This is a genomic window from Microbacterium sp. NPDC079356, from assembly GCF_049545465.1.
Taxonomy (GTDB): Bacteria; Actinomycetota; Actinomycetes; order Actinomycetales; family Microbacteriaceae; genus Microbacterium; species Microbacterium gawkjiense.
Genome location: NZ_JBMWDN010000002.1, coordinates 178704 through 194908, shown reverse-complemented (window position 1 = coordinate 194908; position 16205 = coordinate 178704). Strand labels below are relative to the sequence as shown.

The 16205-nt window shown below is 70.9% G+C and carries 18 protein-coding genes and 3 tRNA genes; 16 read left to right on the top strand and 5 right to left on the bottom strand.

Annotated features, from left to right (window positions below; all coding sequences use genetic code 11):
* Nucleotides 1–17 precede the first annotated feature (17 nt).
* Nucleotides 18–1391, top strand: a complete 1374-nt coding sequence (locus tag ACPEH0_RS05765; protein ID WP_366213839.1) for an FAD-dependent oxidoreductase — start codon at nucleotides 18–20, stop codon at nucleotides 1389–1391.
* A gap of 7 nt (nucleotides 1392–1398) precedes the next feature.
* Nucleotides 1399–2424, top strand: a complete 1026-nt coding sequence (locus tag ACPEH0_RS05760; RefSeq protein WP_366213840.1) for an alpha/beta hydrolase — start codon at nucleotides 1399–1401, stop codon at nucleotides 2422–2424.
* 217 nt (nucleotides 2425–2641) lie between these two features.
* Here ACPEH0_RS05760 and ACPEH0_RS05755 read toward each other — a convergent pair whose 3' ends face one another.
* Nucleotides 2642–3241: a TetR/AcrR family transcriptional regulator gene (locus tag ACPEH0_RS05755; protein WP_366213841.1), complete on the bottom strand. Its 600-nt coding sequence runs from the start codon at nucleotides 3239–3241 to the stop codon at nucleotides 2642–2644.
* Nucleotides 3242–3350: 109 nt separating this feature from the next.
* On the opposite strand from ACPEH0_RS05755, the gene ACPEH0_RS05750 reads away from it, so the two are divergent.
* Entirely contained in the window at nucleotides 3351–4175 is an 825-nt protein-coding gene (locus tag ACPEH0_RS05750) for a sugar phosphate isomerase/epimerase family protein (protein ID WP_366213843.1), read from the top strand.
* Nucleotides 4172–5299 carry a Gfo/Idh/MocA family protein gene (locus ACPEH0_RS05745; protein ID WP_217530712.1) on the top strand — a complete coding sequence of 376 codons (1128 nt, stop codon included), beginning with the start codon at nucleotides 4172–4174 and terminating at the stop codon, nucleotides 5297–5299. The genes ACPEH0_RS05750 and ACPEH0_RS05745 overlap by 4 nt, the downstream gene beginning before the upstream one ends.
* A 58-nt stretch (nucleotides 5300–5357) precedes the next feature.
* On the opposite strand, the gene ACPEH0_RS05740 is transcribed toward ACPEH0_RS05745, so the two are convergent.
* Nucleotides 5358–5744 (bottom strand): BLUF domain-containing protein, encoded by a 387-nt coding sequence (locus tag ACPEH0_RS05740; RefSeq protein ID WP_366213844.1) that lies wholly within the window; start codon nucleotides 5742–5744, stop codon nucleotides 5358–5360.
* A 111-nt stretch (nucleotides 5745–5855) separates the two neighbouring features.
* The gene (locus ACPEH0_RS05735; protein ID WP_217530714.1) at nucleotides 5856–6347 is read right to left on the bottom strand and encodes a YajQ family cyclic di-GMP-binding protein; all 492 of its coding nucleotides are present in this window, start codon (nucleotides 6345–6347) and stop codon (nucleotides 5856–5858) included.
* Between the two features lie 64 nt (nucleotides 6348–6411).
* Here ACPEH0_RS05735 and ACPEH0_RS05730 point away from each other — a divergent pair, with 64 nt between their 5' ends.
* The 6 genes from ACPEH0_RS05730 to ACPEH0_RS05705 all read left to right on the top strand — a co-directional run bounded on the left by ACPEH0_RS05730 (nucleotide 6412) and on the right by ACPEH0_RS05705 (nucleotide 10042).
* Complete coding sequence (locus tag ACPEH0_RS05730; protein ID WP_366213845.1) at nucleotides 6412–7254, top strand: LysM peptidoglycan-binding domain-containing protein; 843 nt, start codon at nucleotides 6412–6414, stop codon at nucleotides 7252–7254.
* Between the two features lie 51 nt (nucleotides 7255–7305).
* Nucleotides 7306–7620, top strand: coding sequence for a hypothetical protein (locus ACPEH0_RS05725; RefSeq protein ID WP_366213846.1), 315 nt, complete (start codon nucleotides 7306–7308; stop codon nucleotides 7618–7620).
* Nucleotides 7621–7663: 43 nt separating this feature from the next.
* Nucleotides 7664–8152: an FBP domain-containing protein gene (locus ACPEH0_RS05720; RefSeq protein ID WP_064002942.1), complete on the top strand. Its 489-nt coding sequence runs from the start codon at nucleotides 7664–7666 to the stop codon at nucleotides 8150–8152.
* Nucleotides 8153–8239: 87 nt separating this feature from the next.
* A tRNA-Tyr gene (locus ACPEH0_RS05715) sits at nucleotides 8240–8324 on the top strand.
* A gap of 226 nt (nucleotides 8325–8550) precedes the next feature.
* Entirely contained in the window at nucleotides 8551–8892 is a 342-nt protein-coding gene (locus tag ACPEH0_RS05710; protein ID WP_366213847.1) for a hypothetical protein, read from the top strand.
* A gap of 115 nt (nucleotides 8893–9007) precedes the next feature.
* Entirely contained in the window at nucleotides 9008–10042 is a 1035-nt protein-coding gene (locus ACPEH0_RS05705) for a hypothetical protein (RefSeq protein ID WP_366213848.1), read from the top strand.
* A gap of 3 nt (nucleotides 10043–10045) precedes the next feature.
* Here ACPEH0_RS05705 and ACPEH0_RS05700 read toward each other — a convergent pair whose 3' ends face one another.
* On the bottom strand, nucleotides 10046–11611 hold the full coding sequence (locus ACPEH0_RS05700; RefSeq protein WP_366213849.1) for a phytoene desaturase family protein: 1566 nt from the start codon (nucleotides 11609–11611) through the stop codon (nucleotides 10046–10048).
* A gap of 31 nt (nucleotides 11612–11642) precedes the next feature.
* Here ACPEH0_RS05700 and ACPEH0_RS05695 point away from each other — a divergent pair, with 31 nt between their 5' ends.
* The 5 genes from ACPEH0_RS05695 (at nucleotide 11643) to ACPEH0_RS05675 (ending at nucleotide 14935) form a co-directional block, all read left to right on the top strand.
* A complete protein-coding gene (locus tag ACPEH0_RS05695) occupies nucleotides 11643–12431 on the top strand; it encodes an inositol monophosphatase family protein (RefSeq protein WP_253035627.1) in 789 nt (262 codons plus the stop codon).
* Between the two features lie 185 nt (nucleotides 12432–12616).
* The gene (locus ACPEH0_RS05690) at nucleotides 12617–13960 is read left to right on the top strand and encodes a M23 family metallopeptidase (RefSeq protein ID WP_363378781.1); all 1344 of its coding nucleotides are present in this window, start codon (nucleotides 12617–12619) and stop codon (nucleotides 13958–13960) included.
* Nucleotides 13961–14024: 64 nt separating this feature from the next.
* A tRNA-Thr gene (locus ACPEH0_RS05685) sits at nucleotides 14025–14096 on the top strand.
* A gap of 23 nt (nucleotides 14097–14119) precedes the next feature.
* Nucleotides 14120–14193: transfer RNA gene (locus tag ACPEH0_RS05680), tRNA-Met, on the top strand.
* A gap of 307 nt (nucleotides 14194–14500) precedes the next feature.
* Complete coding sequence (locus ACPEH0_RS05675; RefSeq protein WP_217530727.1) at nucleotides 14501–14935, top strand: hypothetical protein; 435 nt, start codon at nucleotides 14501–14503, stop codon at nucleotides 14933–14935.
* 375 nt (nucleotides 14936–15310) lie between these two features.
* Here the strand turns inward: ACPEH0_RS05675 and ACPEH0_RS05670 are convergent, their stop codons facing one another.
* Nucleotides 15311–15568: a hypothetical protein gene (locus ACPEH0_RS05670; RefSeq protein WP_217530731.1), complete on the bottom strand. Its 258-nt coding sequence runs from the start codon at nucleotides 15566–15568 to the stop codon at nucleotides 15311–15313.
* Nucleotides 15569–15683: 115 nt separating this feature from the next.
* Between ACPEH0_RS05670 and ACPEH0_RS05665 the strand changes: the two genes are divergently transcribed.
* Entirely contained in the window at nucleotides 15684–16178 is a 495-nt protein-coding gene (locus ACPEH0_RS05665) for a metallophosphoesterase family protein (protein WP_366213966.1), read from the top strand.
* Nucleotides 16179–16205: the final 27 nt, after the last annotated feature.

The following is a 16205-nucleotide window of genomic DNA, read 5'->3' as shown; positions in this document are numbered from 1 at the left end:
TCTCGGAAAGGACACCCATGACCAAGCTCCGGCTGGCCATCGTCGGCGCAGGACCCGCCGGCATCTACGCGGCGGACATCCTCCTGAAGGCGGAGCGCAAGTTCGACGTGTCGATCGACCTCTTCGACCACCTTCCGGCGCCCTACGGCCTCGTGCGCTACGGCGTCGCCCCCGACCACCCGCGCATCAAGGGCATCATCAACGCCCTGCGCGACGTCCTCGACCGTGGTGACATCCGCATCTTCGGCAACGTCCGGTTCGGCGTGGACATCACCCTCGCCGACCTGAAGAAGCACTACAACGCCGTCATCTTCGCGACCGGCGCGATCAAGGACGCCGACCTCGACATCCCCGGCATCGACGCCGAGGGCTCCTTCGGCGCGGCGGATTTCGTCAGCTGGTACGACGGCCACCCGGACTTCCCGCGCGAGTGGCCGCTGGATGCGGCATCCGTCGCGGTCCTCGGCAACGGCAACGTCGCGCTCGACGTGGCGCGCGTGCTCGCCAAGCACGCCGACGACCTGCTGCCCACCGAGATCCCCGCGAACGTCTACGAGGGTCTGAAGGCCTCACCCGTCACCGACGTGCACGTGTTCGGCCGTCGCGGTCCCGCGCAAGTGAAATTCACCCCGCTCGAGCTGCGCGAGCTCGGCGAGCTGCGCGACGTCGACATGGTCGTCTACGACGAGGACTTCGACTACGACGAGGCCTCGAAGGCGGCAATCGCCTCGAACAAGCAGGTCATGGTCATCGACCGCGTCCTGCAGTCGTGGCGCCAGCGGCCGAGCGTCAACAACGCCGGCGGCGAGGCGAGTCGCCGGCTGCACCTGCACTTCTGGGCGCGTCCCGTCGAGATCAAGAAGGATGCCGACGGCCGCGTCGCGGCGATCGTCACCGAGCGCACCCGTCCCGACGGCTCCGGCGGGGTCGAGGGCACGGGCGAGCTCCGCGAGATCCCGGTCGGCCAGGTCTACCGTGCCGTGGGCTACTTCGGTTCGCCGCTGCCGGACGTGCCGTTCGACAAGCGACACGGTGTGATCCCGAACCACGAGGGTCAGGTGCTGAAGAAGGGGTCGAACGAGCGGGTCCCCGGCGTGTACGCGACCGGCTGGATCAAGCGCGGCCCGGTCGGCCTCATCGGTCACACGAAGTCCGACGCCATGGAGACGATCCGCCACCTCATCAACGACCAGGCGTCGTGGTGGACCCCCGAGGACCCGTCCGACGAGGCGATCATCGCGCTCCTCGCCGAGCGGCAGGTCGCATGGACGGACCTCGACGGCTGGCACCGGCTCGACGAGCACGAGGTCACCCTCGGTGCACCGCACGAGCGCGAGCGGATCAAGGTCGTCGACCGCGACGAGATGGTGCGGGTCTCGCGCGGCGAGTGAGGCTCCGATGAGCGGCGAGTGGGAGACAGATGTCCTCGGGCGTCCGTTCCAGTCCCTGACGCTGCCCCTCGGCACCGACCAGGAGGGCGAGGTCGTCGCGACGCTCGTCCGCCTCGAGCCGCCGACGCTCGCGCGGCTGACGGGGCCGCTGCGCGACGTCGACGTCCTCTATCTGCACGGCTGGTCCGACTACTTCTTCCAGGTCGAGCTCGCCCGGTTCTGGACTTCGCACGGAGCGCGCTTCCACGCGCTCGACTTGCGCAAGTACGGCCGCAGCCTGCGCACCGGTCAGACGCCCGGGTTCGTGACGTCGCTCGAGGTGTACGACGCCGACATCGCCACGGCCCTCGAAGCGATGGGCCACGGCCTCGAGGGTGCGCCGTCGCGGCGTCGGCTCGTGATGATGGGGCATTCGACGGGCGGCCTCACCGCCACGCTCTGGGCATCGCGGCACCACGGGCGCCTCGCGGGGCTGGTCCTCAACAGCCCGTGGCTCGAGCTGCAGATCGGCACCCTCGGTCGCCAGGCGCTGTCGCCCCTCGTGCAGATGCGGGCGCGCGTCGATCCGTTGGGTGCGCACCCCGTCGTCGACCTCGGCTTCTACACCCGCGCGCAGACCGAGATGGGCGCGCTGCCCGTCCGCGGCTACCGGCGGGAGTGGCGGCCCGAGCGCGGGTTCCCGACGCACCCGGGCTGGCTCGCCGCGATCGTCGAAGGGCACCGTCGGGTGTCGGCGGGCATCGACGTGGGTGTTCCGACCCTCGTGATGCTGTCGACCGCGTCGACGAATCCGTTCGCGTGGAACGCCGAGATGACCGGCAGCGACTCGGTGCTCGTCGTCGACGACATCGCCCGCGCCGCCACCCGGATCGGGCGCGACATCACGCTCGCGCGGATCGAGGGCGGCATCCACGACCTCTTCCTGTCGCGTCCGGGCCCGCGCGAGCAGGCCTACCGTGCGCTCGAAAGGTGGCTCACGACGGGTGCGATCGGGCGCTCGCGCGGTTCGAGGCGATCCCGAGCGTCAGGCTGAGCAGCGCGCCGACGAGCATGACGCACGCCATCGGCACCGCGGTCTCCTCGCCCCACAGGCCCACCACGGGGGTGATGAGCGCGCCGACCGGTGGCGAAGGCGCAGCCGATGAAGAGCGGGATCGACAGGATGCCGGTGGCCGCCGAGATCGCGAACGGACCGACCGCCGAGAGGAAGCCGAGGACGACGACGAGCCGGCGCGTGAGGTGCGGCCCGGTCATGCGGGCGGGCGCAGGAGCGCGCCGAGGGTGCGCAGGGTCGATTCCAGCCCGACCGCCGGATCGAGCAGCCACTGGATCTGCAGACCGTCGGATGCCGCGATCAGAAGCGACGCGAGGTGTTCGGCCGAGACGTCGTCGCGCACCAGGCCCTCGGCCTGCTGTCGCTGCAGGCTCTCGGTCATCGTGGCGCGGAGCCCGGTGAAACGGGCCGTGAAGAACTCGCGCCCGACGCCGGAGTCCGTCTCGAGCGAGGCGGCGAGCAGGGTGGAGTACAGGGTGACGAGACCGGGCACCTCGACGTTCTTGATCGCCGCCTCGATCATGGTGTCGATGCCGGGGCGGAGGTCGGGGGAGTCGACGCGACTGTCCTCGGCGTGCTTGTAGACGGCGACGAGCAGCTGTTCGCGCGAGTCGAAGTAGTGCAGCAGGGCGGCGTGCGAGACGCCGATGGCCTCGGCGATCTTGCGGAGCGACGTGCCGTGCGCCCCGCGCTCGCGGAAGACCTCGATCGCGCGATCGAGGATCTCCTGCCGCCGGGCGACGCCCTTCGGCTGCGATCCGCGGCGGCCGATCACGCCCTCGTCGTCCTGACCCATGGGGACAGAGTAGGGCCGTCGACGAAAAACCTCCAACTGGAGGTTTTTCTGCTATCGTCGTGGCCACGCCGCCCCGCGGCATCCGACAACGACGTACGAAGGAAGGCCCATGGCTCTGCCACTCGCCTCTGTCCAGCTCTACACACTCGCGAAAGAGTTCAGCGAGGACATGTCCGGATCGCTCGACAAGCTGGCTGCGATCGGCCTGCGCAACGTGGAGGCGTTCGATTTCGTGCGGCGTCCCGACGAGATCCGCGCGGCCCTCGACGCCAGCGGCCTCGCCTCTCCCACCGGCCACGCGCCGCTGCTCTCGGACGAGCTCTGGACCCCGGACGGCTCGATCCCGACCCCCGCTCCCGAGGTCGTCTTCGAGGCGGCCGCGAAGATCGGCATGACGACGGTCATCGACCCGTTCGTGCCCGCCGAGCGCTGGCTCACCGAAGAGGGTGTCGCCGACATCGCCGAGCGCATGAACCGCGCCGCCGAGAAGGCCGCGGAGTTCGGCCTGACGGTCGGATACCACAACCACGCGCAGGAGTTCGTGGCGGACTTCGGCGGTCAGACCGCCTACGAGCGCTTCCTCGAGCTGACCGACGACCGCGTCGAGATCGAGCTCGACCTGTTCTGGGCGCTCACCGGCGGCCAGGACGTGCCGGCGCTCGTGAAGAGCCTCGGCGACCGGCTCGTCGCCGTGCACGTCAAGGACGGCATCGCCCCGGCATCCAACCCGTGGGCGCCCGGCGCCGACGCGTTCGGTTCCGACTCGCTCGAGCAGCTGCGCGCCGGCACGGGCGACGTGCCCCTCGCCGAGTCGCTGCAGGCGGGCACGGGCATCAAGTTCGCCGTCATCGAGTACGACAAGGCTCCCGGCGACGTCTTCGAGGACATCGCGGCCTCGTACGCCTTCCTGAAGGACGGCGGGTTCATCGCATGACCGGTCCCGTCGGAGTCGGCATCGTCGGTGCCGGTGTCATCAGCCAGACCTACCTCGAGAACCTCACGTCGTTCCCCGACGTGAAGGTGGTCGCGATCGGCGACCTGATCCCCGAGCGCGCGAAGGCGAAGGCCGAGGAGCACGGGGTGCCCTCGTGGGGCACGCTCGAGGACGTCCTCGCCAACCCCGAGGTCGAGCTCGTCGTCAACCTCACGATCCCCGAGTCGCACATCGCGGTCTCGGCGCAGGCGGTCGCCGCCGGCAAGCACGTGTGGACCGAGAAGCCGCTGGGCCTCGACCGCGAGGGTGCTCGTCAGCTGCTGAAGGATGCCGAGGCCGCGGGTGTCCGCGTCGGTTCGGCGCCCGACACGATCCTCGGCCCGGGTTTCCAGACCGCGAAGCGCGCGATCGCCGAGGGTGTCATCGGCACCCCGCTGTTCGTGCAGACCGCATTCCAGACGCAGGGCCCCGACCTGTGGCATCCCGAGCCCGCGTTCCTGTTCGCGAAGGGTGCCGGCCCGCTGCTCGACATGGGTCCGTACTACTTCTCGGCCCTCGTCAGCCTGCTGGGGCCCATCGCCGGCGTCGCCGCGCGCGGGTCGCGGTTCCGCACGGAGCGTCACATCCACACCGGTCCCCGCGCGGGCGAGACCTTCCCCGTCGAGGTGCCCTCGTCGGTGCAGGTCCTCTCGACCTTCGAGGGCGGCCAGCACGGCACGCACCTGCTGAGCTTCGACTCGGCGCTCGAGCGTCACGGCGTCGTGGAGATCCACGGCACCGAGGGCTCCATCGTGCTGCCCGACCCCAACCGCTTCGAGGGGCGCACGGCGTACGTCAAGCCGCTCGGTGTGTTCCGCGACGGTATGAAGACCGAGCAGGAGTGGATCGAGGTCGAGCAGCAGGGCACGGTCGTCGGCCGCGGCCTCGGCGTGCTCGACATGGTGCGCGCCGTGGCAGAGAACCGGCCGCACGTCGCGACCGGCGAGCTCGGCTTCCACGTGCTCGACGTGCTGCTCTCGGCGCAGGACTCGGCCGAGACCGGGCAGTACCTCGAGATCGACAGCACGGTCGCACCGGTCCCGCCGGTGCCGGTCGACTTCGACCCCTTCGCCCGCACGCTCTGAGCCGCTGACGCGACGACGGCCCGGACCCTTCAGGGGGTCCGGGCCGTTCGTCGTCCGGTCAGCGCGGCTGAGTCGCGCGGACGCGGAACCAGAGGCTCAACTCGCGTGCCGCCCGCAGGGTGGCCGACGGGTCGCCGTGCGCTTCGAGGTCGTCGAACGTGTCACGGAAGCCTTCCGGCGCCTCGGCGTCCGGGGTCGTGATGGGTTCGAAGCCCATGGTCCACTCGGCGAAGTTGCGCTCGTCGATGAACTCGTCGATCAGCACCCGGAGGTGGTCGTGGCGGGGGTCCCGTTCGATCTTCGCCATCGTGTCGCGGACGGCCTGTTCGGGGCCCTCGAGGATCTGGATGAAGCGGCCGTTCCGGTACAGCAGCATCCCCGTCACGAAGCCGTCCTCGACGCGCGCCCAGACCGTGCCGGGGGTGGGATGGTGGTGCTCAGGCACAGCGGGGACCTCACAAGCTCGTGGTGCTGACCTGCCACGCTAGGTGAGGGCTCCGACGCTCGCGCGGGCTTGACAACCCGCCCGCGCTCCCGTGGTGCTCGGGCGCTGTGCTCAGCGGTAGTTGACGAACTGGAGGTCGACGTCGAGGTCGGCGGCCTTCAGCATCCGCTGCACTTCCTGCAGGTCGTCGCGGGACTTCGACTGCACTCGCAGCTCGTCGCCCTGGATCTGCGCCTTCACCGACTTGGGGCCCTCGTCGCGGATCATCTTGCTGATCTTCTTCGCGTCCTCGGAGGAGATGCCCTCCTTGAGGGTCGAGACGATGCGGAACTCCTTGCCTGAGGGCTGGGGCTCGCCGGAGTCGAGGCTCTTCAGCGAGATGCCGCGCTTGATCAGCTTCGACTGGAAGACGTCGAGCACCGCCTTGGCGCGCTCGTCGCTGTTCGCCTTGATGAGGATCGACTCGCCGCTCCACTCGATCGAGGCGCCGGTGCCCTTGAAGTCGTAGCGCTGCTCGACCTCCTTGCGCGCCTGGTTGAGCGCGTTGTCCGCCTCCTGGCGATCGATCTTGCTGACGATGTCGAATGAGCTGTCGCTGGCCATGCGTTCGAGGGTACCGCCGGAGGATCGTTGCGCGCCCGTGACCCGGGACGGATAGCGTCGAGGTATGGATCGTCGGGGGAAGATCATGCTCGGTATCGCCGTGGGGTCGGTGGTGGGCCTGCTGGCTCTCGCTGCGCCCGCTGTCATCGGGATGATCCCGACCGACGAGGTGGTCGCCGAGGCGCCGTCCACGTCGGCGGCACCGCCGCGGACGGCGACACCCACGCCCACGCCAACGCCAACGCGGCTCGCGCCGCTTCCCACGCCCGTCGAGACGACCCCGGCGCCCGAGAGCAAGTGCCTGGGCGTGCCGGCGGGCACGGACCGCGGCGACATCTCGCCTGGAGCGACCGGCGTGGTCGAGCGCTCCAATGGGAAGGGCCTCGCGACGGTCTACCGGGTGGTCTCGGGCGACTCGTACTGGGCGATCGTCGAGCGCTTCTGCCTCGCCAGCGCGGACTTCAACAGCGCGAACAACTTCGGCGGTGCGGGCGACATCTACGCCGGCGACTACCTCGCCGTCCTCGCCGAGGGGCAGCCCGAGGCGCTGGCGCTCAACGAGGCGGCCAAGGGCGGCTACCGCACGCATCAGGACTGCGACGCGATCGCGCGCATCTCGCTCGCAGAGCCCAACGCGGAAGGGCGGATCCCGGTCAGCATGTCGGGCACGGTCGTCGACACCGGGAAGGGTGAGTACGCCGAAGGCCCGGTCGAGAAGGTCGACGGCAAGCCCACCTTCTACACCGTGCAGCCGGGGGACACCTACCGCGGCATCGGCGACCGTTTCTGTGTCGACGCGATCACCGTGCAGGCGTTCAACGAGGCGGGCGGACCGGAGCACGTCCTGCAGCCCGGCGACCGCGTGCAGTTGCGGCCGACGAGCCGCACGATCGCGGCGCAGGGCTGACGTTCCGCGCGTCGCCGCATCCGTCGTCGCGTCCAGCCGTAGCCTGACGGGGTGACCACGCCCGCCGTTCCACTCCTCGCCCAGCGCGCGTGGGGCATCGCCGCCGTCGCGCTCGTCGTGCTCTCGGTGCTGCCGACCCTGTTCGTCCTGCTGCTCGCCGCGACCGTCGACGAGCAGTACGGCTGGCTCCTGATCCCGGCCTTCGCCCTCCTGGTCGGCGGCGGGTCGGTCGCGATGCTCACCGGCATCGTCGGTCTCGTCTTCGCTGCCATCCGCCGCCGCGGGTTCCTGTGGCCCGCGATCGGCACGGCAGCGGGGATCGGTCTCGTCGGCACCGCCTCGCTCATCCTGAGCCTCGGCGCCTGACGTCGGCGGAGCCGCGGCATCCGCCCCTTCGTACAATGGGCTGATGCGGCCGCTGACAGAGGACCAGTTGCGCGACGTGCTGGTGAATGCGACGAAGGACGAGCGGGAACGCCTCGAGCCGCCCCACGACTTCCCGCTGCTCGAGTGGGATCACCTCGACTTCCTCGCGTGGCGCGATCCCACGACGCGCAGCCGCGGCTACGTCGTCGCCGAGATCGACGGGCACCCGACCGGCATCGTGCTGCGCGCCGCGAACGGCGCGACGCAAGGTCGCTCCGCCATGTGCAACATCTGCCACACGATGCAGCCGGGCAATCAGGTCACGATGTTCACCGCTCGACGGACCGGGGATGCCGGTGACCGCGGCGACAGCGTCGGCACCTACGTGTGCGCCGACCTGACCTGCCACGACAACGTCCGCATCGCGGGGCCGCTGGCTCCGAGCGAGATCCGGGCGAGCGTGGATCGCCGCATCGACGGCACGCGCCACCGCCTCGAATCCTTCGTCGAGCGCGTCGCGTCGGCCGCCTGACGCCGCGGTTTTCGTCACGCCCGCGGGGAGGGTAGAGTAGGGGATCGCGCCTCCGGTCGACTGCACAAGCCGGGCGGGTGCGCATCTGGCGAGTTACCCAAGCGGCCAAAGGGATCTGACTGTAAATCAGACTGCATTGCATTCGGGGGTTCGAATCCCTCACTCGCCACCACGAAGGGCTGCGGAGATCTCCGCAGCCCTTTCCCGTTCCCGCGGGGGATGCCGCGCGATAGCCTGCGGGCAGGATCACCACGCACCGGTCGATCCGCGCCGCCGCCGCGACAGCCGCCGCTCTCGCCGTCGCGTTCGCGGGATGCGCGCCGGTCGCGGAACGCTCGATCGCCGTCGCCCCCGACCAGGTCGCCGCCATCGAGTTCTTCGAGTGCCCCTCGACCGACGTGCCCGACACCGTCGATCGGCTCACGGTGCGCGACCCCGCGATCATCACGGAGTGGATGCGGGCCTTCACCGACATGCCGCTGAGCGCGTACACCCCCGACGAGCCGGATGAGTTCGACGGCGCGCAGACCCAGTCCAGTCGGCTGATCCTCACCGACGGCCGCGAGATCGAGATCACGACGATCTGGATCGGCCCGCACGACAACGTCGTCCTGTGGCCCTGCGCCACCGTGTGGCGCACCGAGTGGGGGTCGCCCCGCGTGGTGGAGGCGTACGCCGACGTCGCGCAGATCGACCAGGTGAGCGCCGACGAGCTGCCGGTGGTCGTCCTCCCCGGGTGATCCTCCACACCCCGGTGGCGCGCCGCCACCCCTGTGGACATCCGACCTGCTCATCGGCCGGTCTGACAGGATGGGGGCGAGTGCGGGGGAGGCCTCCGCCGAAGGGATGTCGAGGATGAGCGAACCGATCACCGCCCCCCGTTCGAACAGGATCTTCCGCGCAGCGATCTGGGTCGCGATCGGCGCCCTGATCGCCGCCGCGATCGTCTGCGTCGTGTGGGTGCTCCTCGGCGACTCGAACGGCATCGTCGGGCGAGCGTTCCTGACGATCCTGCTGCTCGCGGCCTTCGCCGGGATCTCGATCCTCGAGGCATCCCTCGCCAGCCGTCGCCCCGCGTGGTTCGCTCTCGCGAGTATCGTGTCGTGGGTCGTCGCGCTCATCATCGGCGCGTTCATGATCTGGATGCCGGAGGCCGCCGGCGACTACGGCGTCGGCGCCGAGCGCTTCTTCAAGTTCCTGCTGATCCTGCTGATCCTGCAGGGCGCGCTGCTGCACATCCGCCTCTACGCGAAGGCCTTCGCCCGTTACCAGACCACCTTCACGAGCATCGTCACCTACGTGACGATGGGCCTCGTCGTGATCCTCGCGGTCATGCTGATCATCCCGCTGATGCTCGAGGAGTTCATCGAGTTCCGCGAGATCTACTGGCGCGTGCTCGTGTCGGTCGCGATCCTCGCCGCCGTGGGCACGGCGCTCGTCCCGCTCGTGAACGCCCTCTTCGCCCCGAAGAAGGAGCGTCCGCAGGTCGCGGCGCCCTACGGCGCGCAGGCGTACGCCTCGTCGGGTCAGCCCGATGGTGGTGCGTACACGGCGTCGGCCACGGCGCCCGCGCAGGCGTGGCCCACGTACGCCGACGGTCGCACGCCCCTGCCGGTCATGCCCGACGGCAGCCCCGACTGGAACGCGTACTACACCGGGTGGCCCACCTACCCGCAGCAGCCCTACGGCGCCACGACGCCCGACGGGGCGTCGGCTCCCGAGGCGGCTCCGACGGCCCCGGCAGCTCCCGCTGCTCCGCCGGTGCCCGCATCCGCGCCGGACGCGCCCGCTGCTCCGGATGCTCCCTCGCCGCAGGTCCCGCCCGTGCCGCCCCTCCCGGGCGCGCCCGACGCGCCCCCGGCGCCGCCCGTCCCGCCGCAGCAGCACTGAGCCTCAGCGCGACAGCATCTCCAGGGCCGCCATCGCGGCGTTGTGGCCGCCGATCCCGCTGACGGCGCCGCCGCGCCGGGCGCTCGACCCGCACAGCAGAACACCCTCGACACCGCTCGAGACCCCCCACCGATCCGCGGGGGTCTCGAGCGGTTCGTCGTCCGCGGCCCACGGCCACGACAGGTCGCCGTGGAAGATGTCGCCGCCCAGCATCCCGAGATCCCGCTCGAGGTCGGCCGTCGTCCGCGCCTCCACGCACGGCGAGCCGTCCGGCGCCCGATGGAGCACGTCGACGATCGGTTCGGCGAGCACCGCGTCGAGTGAACGCTGCGCGGCGGTCCACAGGGCGTCCCGGTCGACGGCGCCGTCCGTGACGAGCCGGTGCGGCACCTGCAGTCCGAACAGGGTCAGCGTCTGCGCACCCGAGGCGCGCAGCTCCGGCCCGAGGATCGACGGGTCGGTCAGGGAATGGCAGTAGATCTCGGCCGGCAGCGGATCCGGGATGCCGCCGCCTGCCGCCCGGTCGTAGGCGGCATCCAGCTGCGACAGCGTCTCGTTGATGTGGAACGTCCCCGCGAACGCGGCGCGGGGATCCACCGCCGTGTCGCGCAGACGCGGGAGTCGCGAGAGGAGCATGTTGACCTTGATCTGCGCGCCCTCGGGCGTCGGGGATGCCGTTCCCGCGGCGCCGCCCGCGCGGAGGAGGCGGTCGAGGACCGCCGCACCGACGCCGCTGAGGAGCACGCGGGCACCGAGCCGCTCGCCGTCGGCGAGGACGACCTCGCCGTCCGGCGACGCCGCGATGACCTCGGCGCCGGTGCGGATCTCGGCGCCGGCAGCACGTGCGGCCCGCTCGAGCTCGCCGCTGACCGCACCCATGCCGCCGACCGGGACGTCCCAGTCCCCGGTCCCGCCGCCGATGACGTGGTACAGGAAACACCGGTTCTGGCGCAGGGACGTGTCGTCCGAGCGCGCGAACGTGCCGATCAGTCCGTCGGTGAAGGCGATACCGCGGGCGACGTCGGTCTGCAGGCCGTCGCGCAGGAACTCCGCGAGCGGACGGGCGGTCACGGCCTCCCACAGGGCGTCGTCGCCGACGGCCGCGCGGGCGTCGCGTTCCCGCTGCAGCGGCGCGGTCACGGTGGGGAACAGCGCCGCGCCGAGCGGGGCGAGACGCTCCGAGAAGCGCGCGAACCGGCCCGCTTCGTCGGCGTCGCCGGTGGCCCGCGCGAAGCTCGCGGCGGTGGCCGCGGCATCCGCGTTGTCGATGAGGATGCCGCGGCTCGGGTCGTCCGGCAGGGGCGTGTACGACGAGTAGCGGCGGCGTTCGAGGCGGATGCGCAGCCCCAGGTCGTCGATGACGGTGCGGGGGAGCAGGCTCACGAGGTACGAGTAGCGCGAGAGGCGCGCGTCGACGCCCGCCCACGGCCGTTCCGACACGGCGGCGCCGCCGACGTGGTCCTGTCGCTCCAGCACCGTGACGGTTCGTCCTGCTCGGGCGAGGTACGCGGCGACGACGAGGGCGTTGTGGCCTCCGCCGATGATGACGACGTCGCGGCTGGCGCTCATAGTGCCCAACCTAGCGGCGTAGCGTGGAGGGATGGATGCCGCTGCGCTCGCCGACCTCGCCCTCGACATCGCCCGCGAAGCCGGCGCCCTCGCCCGGCAGCGCCGCGAGGAAGGTGTGGCCATCGCCGCGACGAAGTCCGCGATCGCCGACATCGTGACCGAGGCCGACCGCGAGGTCGAGGCGCTCATCCGTGCGCGGCTCGCCGCCGAGCGCCCGGACGACGGCTTCCTCGGCGAGGAGTCCGGTGCCGAGCGGGGCACCTCCGACATCACGTGGGTGGTCGACCCGATCGACGGCACGGTGAACTACGCCTATGGGATGCCGCACTACGCCGTCAGCATCGCCGCGGTCTCCGGTGAGCCGACACCGCCCACCTGGACGGCGCTCGCGGGCGTCGTGCACAACCCGGCGGTGGGGGAGACGTTCCACGCCGTCCGCGGCGGCGGCGCCTGGCGGGGCGAGCAGCGCCTCGCGGTGTCGCAGGTCGGCGAAGCCGGCGGGCTGGTGGCGACCGGATTCGGGTACGACCCGAAGCACCACGAGGGCGACCTCGCCCGCGTCGCGGCGGTCATGCCGCTCGTGCGGGACCTCCGCCGTGCCGGCGCGGCCTCGCTCGACCTCGCGTACGTCGCGGCGGGGCGCCTGGACGGCTATTTCGAGCGCGGTCTGCATCCGTGGGACCACGCCGCGGGTGCGCTGCTGGTGACCGAGGCGGGCGGCCTCGTAACCGGTGCGCCGGACGGATTCCCCGGCCGCGAGATGACGGTCGCCGCCGGACCGGACCTCCTCCACAGGATCGTCGCTGCGATCGGGTTGTGAACGGACATGCCATTCTCAGCCCCGTCGTGTAGCGTGTTTATCTGATCGTTACCTTCGCTGCCCGAGCGGAGGATTCTGACCTTGCAGCCCGCGGCCCCCGCCGCTCTACCCGAGAGCCCGCACGTTTGACTTTCGAGAACTCCCCCACCGACGCGCCCGCAACGCATCGCGACCGGCATTCCCCTGTGTCCGGCGCCACGCCGCTGACCCGTGCGGAGCTTCGGCGCCGCGCCGCCGCCGCTCCGGCTGCGAGCGAGGCCGAGGTCGCCGCGGCGCAGGCTGTCGCGGCGATGGGCGAGGTCATCGCAATGGTCCAGGCGAGCGAGACCCCGGCGCTGCGCCGTCGTCGCGACCGTGCCGCCGCGTCGGCGGAGTCCACCGTCGCCGAGTCGGAATCCGCGAGCCGCGAGTCCGCGTCCCCCTCGATCGTCGAGTCGGTCGTCGCTGAGACCCTCGCCGAGGCGCTCTCGGATACCTCCGCCGCCACCCTTCCTCTTCGTCGCCGTACGCGCACCCCGCGGACGGCGACGGTCGTTTCGCCCGTCCCCGAAGCTCCGCGGGTGCCCCAGTTCCTCGACGAGACGATCGTCCTGCCGTCGGCGTCCTCGACCCACACCTCGCCGCAGGATGCGGGCCCCGCCGTCGACGAGTTCGAGTTGGCGGCGAAGGTGTTCTCCTTCACCGGTGAGACGCCCGTCCAGGTCGCCCGGGCCGCCGTCGACGCCGAGGAGCACGCACGGCGCACGACCCGCGTCCGCATGGCCGAGCAGCCGCGCCGCCCGCGACGTGGTCGCGTGCTGCTGAAGCGGGCTGCTGCGGCATCCTTCTCGATCAGCGTCGTGGGTGTCGTCGGTCTCCTCGCCATCGGGACGACCACTCCCGTCACCGCCGTCGGTGCGTTCGGTCAGGACGTGAGCGGCGACATCTCGCTCGCCGCCCAGGCCACGGACGCCGACGCCCCCGAGATCCAGGCGTACGTCGCCGGCTCAGACGCCGGTGAGACGACGCTCGCCCGGTCGGGGGAGTACGACATCGAGTCCATGGCCGACGTGGCCGCCCAGTCCGGTGTGACGCAGTTCGCCGGCACGTGGGTGAACGACGAGACGGCCGCCGTGCAGTGGCCGTTCCCGGTGGGTGTGCCGATCTCGGCGCAGTTCGGTTCGAAGTCGTACCTGTCGAAGTTCTCGCGCCCGCACCGCGGCACGGACCTCACGTCGGGCGCCGGCGCCGAAGTCCACGCCGTCGCCGCGGGCACCGTCCGCATCGCGACCGAGGCCGGCGGCGACTACGGCGTCACCGTCGTCATCGACCACATCATCGACGGCAAGCTCGTCTCGACCCGGTACGGCCACATGCAGTACGGATCGCTGCGGGTCTCGCCCGGCGAGACGGTCGACGCCGGTGACGTTATCGGGCGGGTGGGGAGCACGGGCAAGTCGACGGGTGCCCACCTGCACCTCGAGGTGCTGCTCGGCGGCACCACCCGGATCGACCCCATGCCGTGGCTGGAGGAGCACACGGAGGGCTGACCCGTGACATCGGGGATGCCGCGACTCTGGTATCCTCTTCTAGTTGCCCGCGTGCGGGCAGCACGCCCCGATAGCTCAGTGGCAGAGCACTTCCATGGTAAGGAAGGGGTCGTCAGTTCAATCCTGACTCGGGGCTCGCAGCATCTCTCGGATGCTCGTGGCGGGGTAGCTCAGTTGGTGAGAGCGCACGACTCATAATCGTGAGGTCGCGGGTTCAAGCCCCGCTCCCGCTACGCAAAACCCCCGGCTCCACCCGGGGGTTTTGTTGTTCTCGTGTGCCGGGTGCGCGGGCCGATATGCTCGCCGCATGCTGCCAGGGCGCGCTCCACGAGCACTGGGTCTTCCCGGCCACGGCGCGGGTGATCGAACGCGCGAGGTGACGACATAGTTAGCCGGCGATCGTCGCTGTCCGTTGCGGCCACGGTCCTCACGGTCACGGTTCTCTCCGCATGCAGCGCCGGCTCCCCGCCGACGGGTCCTCTGTTCGAGGACGTCCCGGACGGGGCGCACGCCTATGTGTATGTGGCCAAGGGGCAGCCCATGGAGTTCACCGACGGCTTCGACACCTTCGCCGCACCCGAGGATTCCGACGTCGTCATCGAGTCGGTCCGATCGATCGGTGACTCCGACGAGGTCACTGTGATCGGCACGCTGCTCTCCGGTCCTCTGGGCGAGAACGGCATCTGGCAATCGTTCGACGCCTATCCGCCGGTCGAGGGACTCGATGGCGACACGTTCGAGGCGGCCGGGGCACGCATCCCCGCGGGGTCGGGGCACTATCAAATCCTGATCGGGTATCGCGGCGACCTCACGAGGATGTCCGTCCGGCGAGGAGTCGAGGTCACCTACCGGATCGGGGACACGACATACCGGGACACGTTGCGGGCAGGCATCGTCATGTGCCCACCCGATGAGGAACAGGCATGCGGCGACGAGATGGACCAGCTCGTGGACGAGCTCGCCGACACCAGCTGAGCAGAGACTCGGGGTGTCGTGTCCGGGGTCAGCCCGCGGTGGACGCCCGCACCACCAACTCGGGCGGGAACACGGTCTTCGGGACCGCGTGCAGACCGTCATCAACGCGGGCGCCGGGCTCGGCGTGCTCGTGTCGGACCGGTTGCGCTGTTCGCGGACGAGCAGCGGGTCGGCATCGTCGCGGCGTGGCGCGCGCAGTGACGGGCGTGCTGCTCGTGTGGAGCACCCGCGTCTTCGTCGACAGCCCCGCGGCCGGCGTCCTCGCGAGTCCTGACCGGCCTCGCGTACGCAGATGCAACAGATCTGGCGCGACACGCCGCTCCGCCGGGGCGGGCGTCGGCGTGTCGGGCCGGATCCCTTGCATTCGTGAACGGGTCAGAGGTCCTCGGGCGACAGGTCGCCCTCGCCCTCCTCGCCCAGTTCGACGACCACGGGGTCCTCACCCTGCGATTCGGGCTGGATGTCGCTCGCGGCATACGTCTCTTCGGGGTCCTCCGCCGGGGCGTCGTCGAGGGGGCGCCCCTCGAACTCCGCGTCGGCCGCAGCGGTGTCGCCGACGGTCGTGTCGCCGAGCGGCGCATCGGCCGGGTCGAGGCGGATGCCGTCGTTGTCGCCGGTCTCGGGTGTGCTCATGTCGCGGTCCTTCCTCGCGTGCCCGGGCGGTCGCACCGGGGCATCCACTCTGCGCTTCCTCGCCATCGGTCCGCAGGGGCTGTCGCCCACCGGGCGCCTCGGCTACCCTGCCGCGATGACCACCCGGCTGCTCCTGATCTCCGACACGCACATCCCCGGCCGCGCCCGGCGCCTGCCCGACGCAGTGCTGCGAGAAGCGGATGCCGCAGATCTCATCGTCCATGCCGGGGACTGGGTCGCGGCATCCGTGCTCGACGACCTGCGGCAGCACGGCGACGTCCTCGGGGTCTTCGGCAACAACGACGGCGAGGACCTGCGCGCCGTTCTGCCGGAGGTCGCGCGCCGCGAGGTCGACGGCGTGCGGATCGCGGTCGTGCACGAGACGGGACAGAAGCAGCGTCGGGAGGAACGGATGGACGCCGCGTACCCGGATGCCGACGTGCTGATCTTCGGCCACAGTCACATCCCGTGGGACACGACGACGCCGCGCGGCATGCGGCTACTGAATCCCGGTTCGCCGACGGATCGCCGCCGGCAGCCCGACCACACTTTCATGACGCTGGAGCTCGCGGACGGCGACATCCGCTCTGTCCGACTCCACAGCATCTGACGAGGTGCCCTCTGCCGCCGGAGGAGT

Bases quoted from the DNA above. Each gene is read 5' to 3' on its own strand.
- ACPEH0_RS05695 (WP_253035627.1), top strand. From the start codon at position 11,643: ATGGATGCCGCTGCGCTCGCCGACCTCGCCCTCGACATCGCCCGCGAA.
- ACPEH0_RS05750 (WP_366213843.1), top strand. From the start codon at position 3,351: ATGGCTCTGCCACTCGCCTCTGTCCAGCTCTACACACTCGCGAAAGAG.
- ACPEH0_RS05670 (WP_217530731.1), bottom strand. From the start codon at position 15,568: ATGAGCACACCCGAGACCGGCGACAACGACGGCATCCGCCTCGACCCG.
- ACPEH0_RS05675 (WP_217530727.1), top strand. From the start codon at position 14,501: ATGGAGTTCACCGACGGCTTCGACACCTTCGCCGCACCCGAGGATTCC.
- ACPEH0_RS05730 (WP_366213845.1), top strand. From the start codon at position 6,412: ATGGATCGTCGGGGGAAGATCATGCTCGGTATCGCCGTGGGGTCGGTG.
- ACPEH0_RS05745 (WP_217530712.1), top strand. From the start codon at position 4,172: ATGACCGGTCCCGTCGGAGTCGGCATCGTCGGTGCCGGTGTCATCAGC.
- ACPEH0_RS05720 (WP_064002942.1), top strand. From the start codon at position 7,664: ATGCGGCCGCTGACAGAGGACCAGTTGCGCGACGTGCTGGTGAATGCG.
- ACPEH0_RS05665 (WP_366213966.1), top strand. From the start codon at position 15,684: ATGACCACCCGGCTGCTCCTGATCTCCGACACGCACATCCCCGGCCGC.
- ACPEH0_RS05700 (WP_366213849.1), bottom strand. From the start codon at position 11,611: ATGAGCGCCAGCCGCGACGTCGTCATCATCGGCGGAGGCCACAACGCC.
- ACPEH0_RS05765 (WP_366213839.1), top strand. From the start codon at position 18: ATGACCAAGCTCCGGCTGGCCATCGTCGGCGCAGGACCCGCCGGCATC.
- ACPEH0_RS05705 (WP_366213848.1), top strand. From the start codon at position 9,008: ATGAGCGAACCGATCACCGCCCCCCGTTCGAACAGGATCTTCCGCGCA.
- ACPEH0_RS05760 (WP_366213840.1), top strand. From the start codon at position 1,399: ATGAGCGGCGAGTGGGAGACAGATGTCCTCGGGCGTCCGTTCCAGTCC.
- ACPEH0_RS05755 (WP_366213841.1), bottom strand. From the start codon at position 3,241: ATGGGTCAGGACGACGAGGGCGTGATCGGCCGCCGCGGATCGCAGCCG.
- ACPEH0_RS05735 (WP_217530714.1), bottom strand. From the start codon at position 6,347: ATGGCCAGCGACAGCTCATTCGACATCGTCAGCAAGATCGATCGCCAG.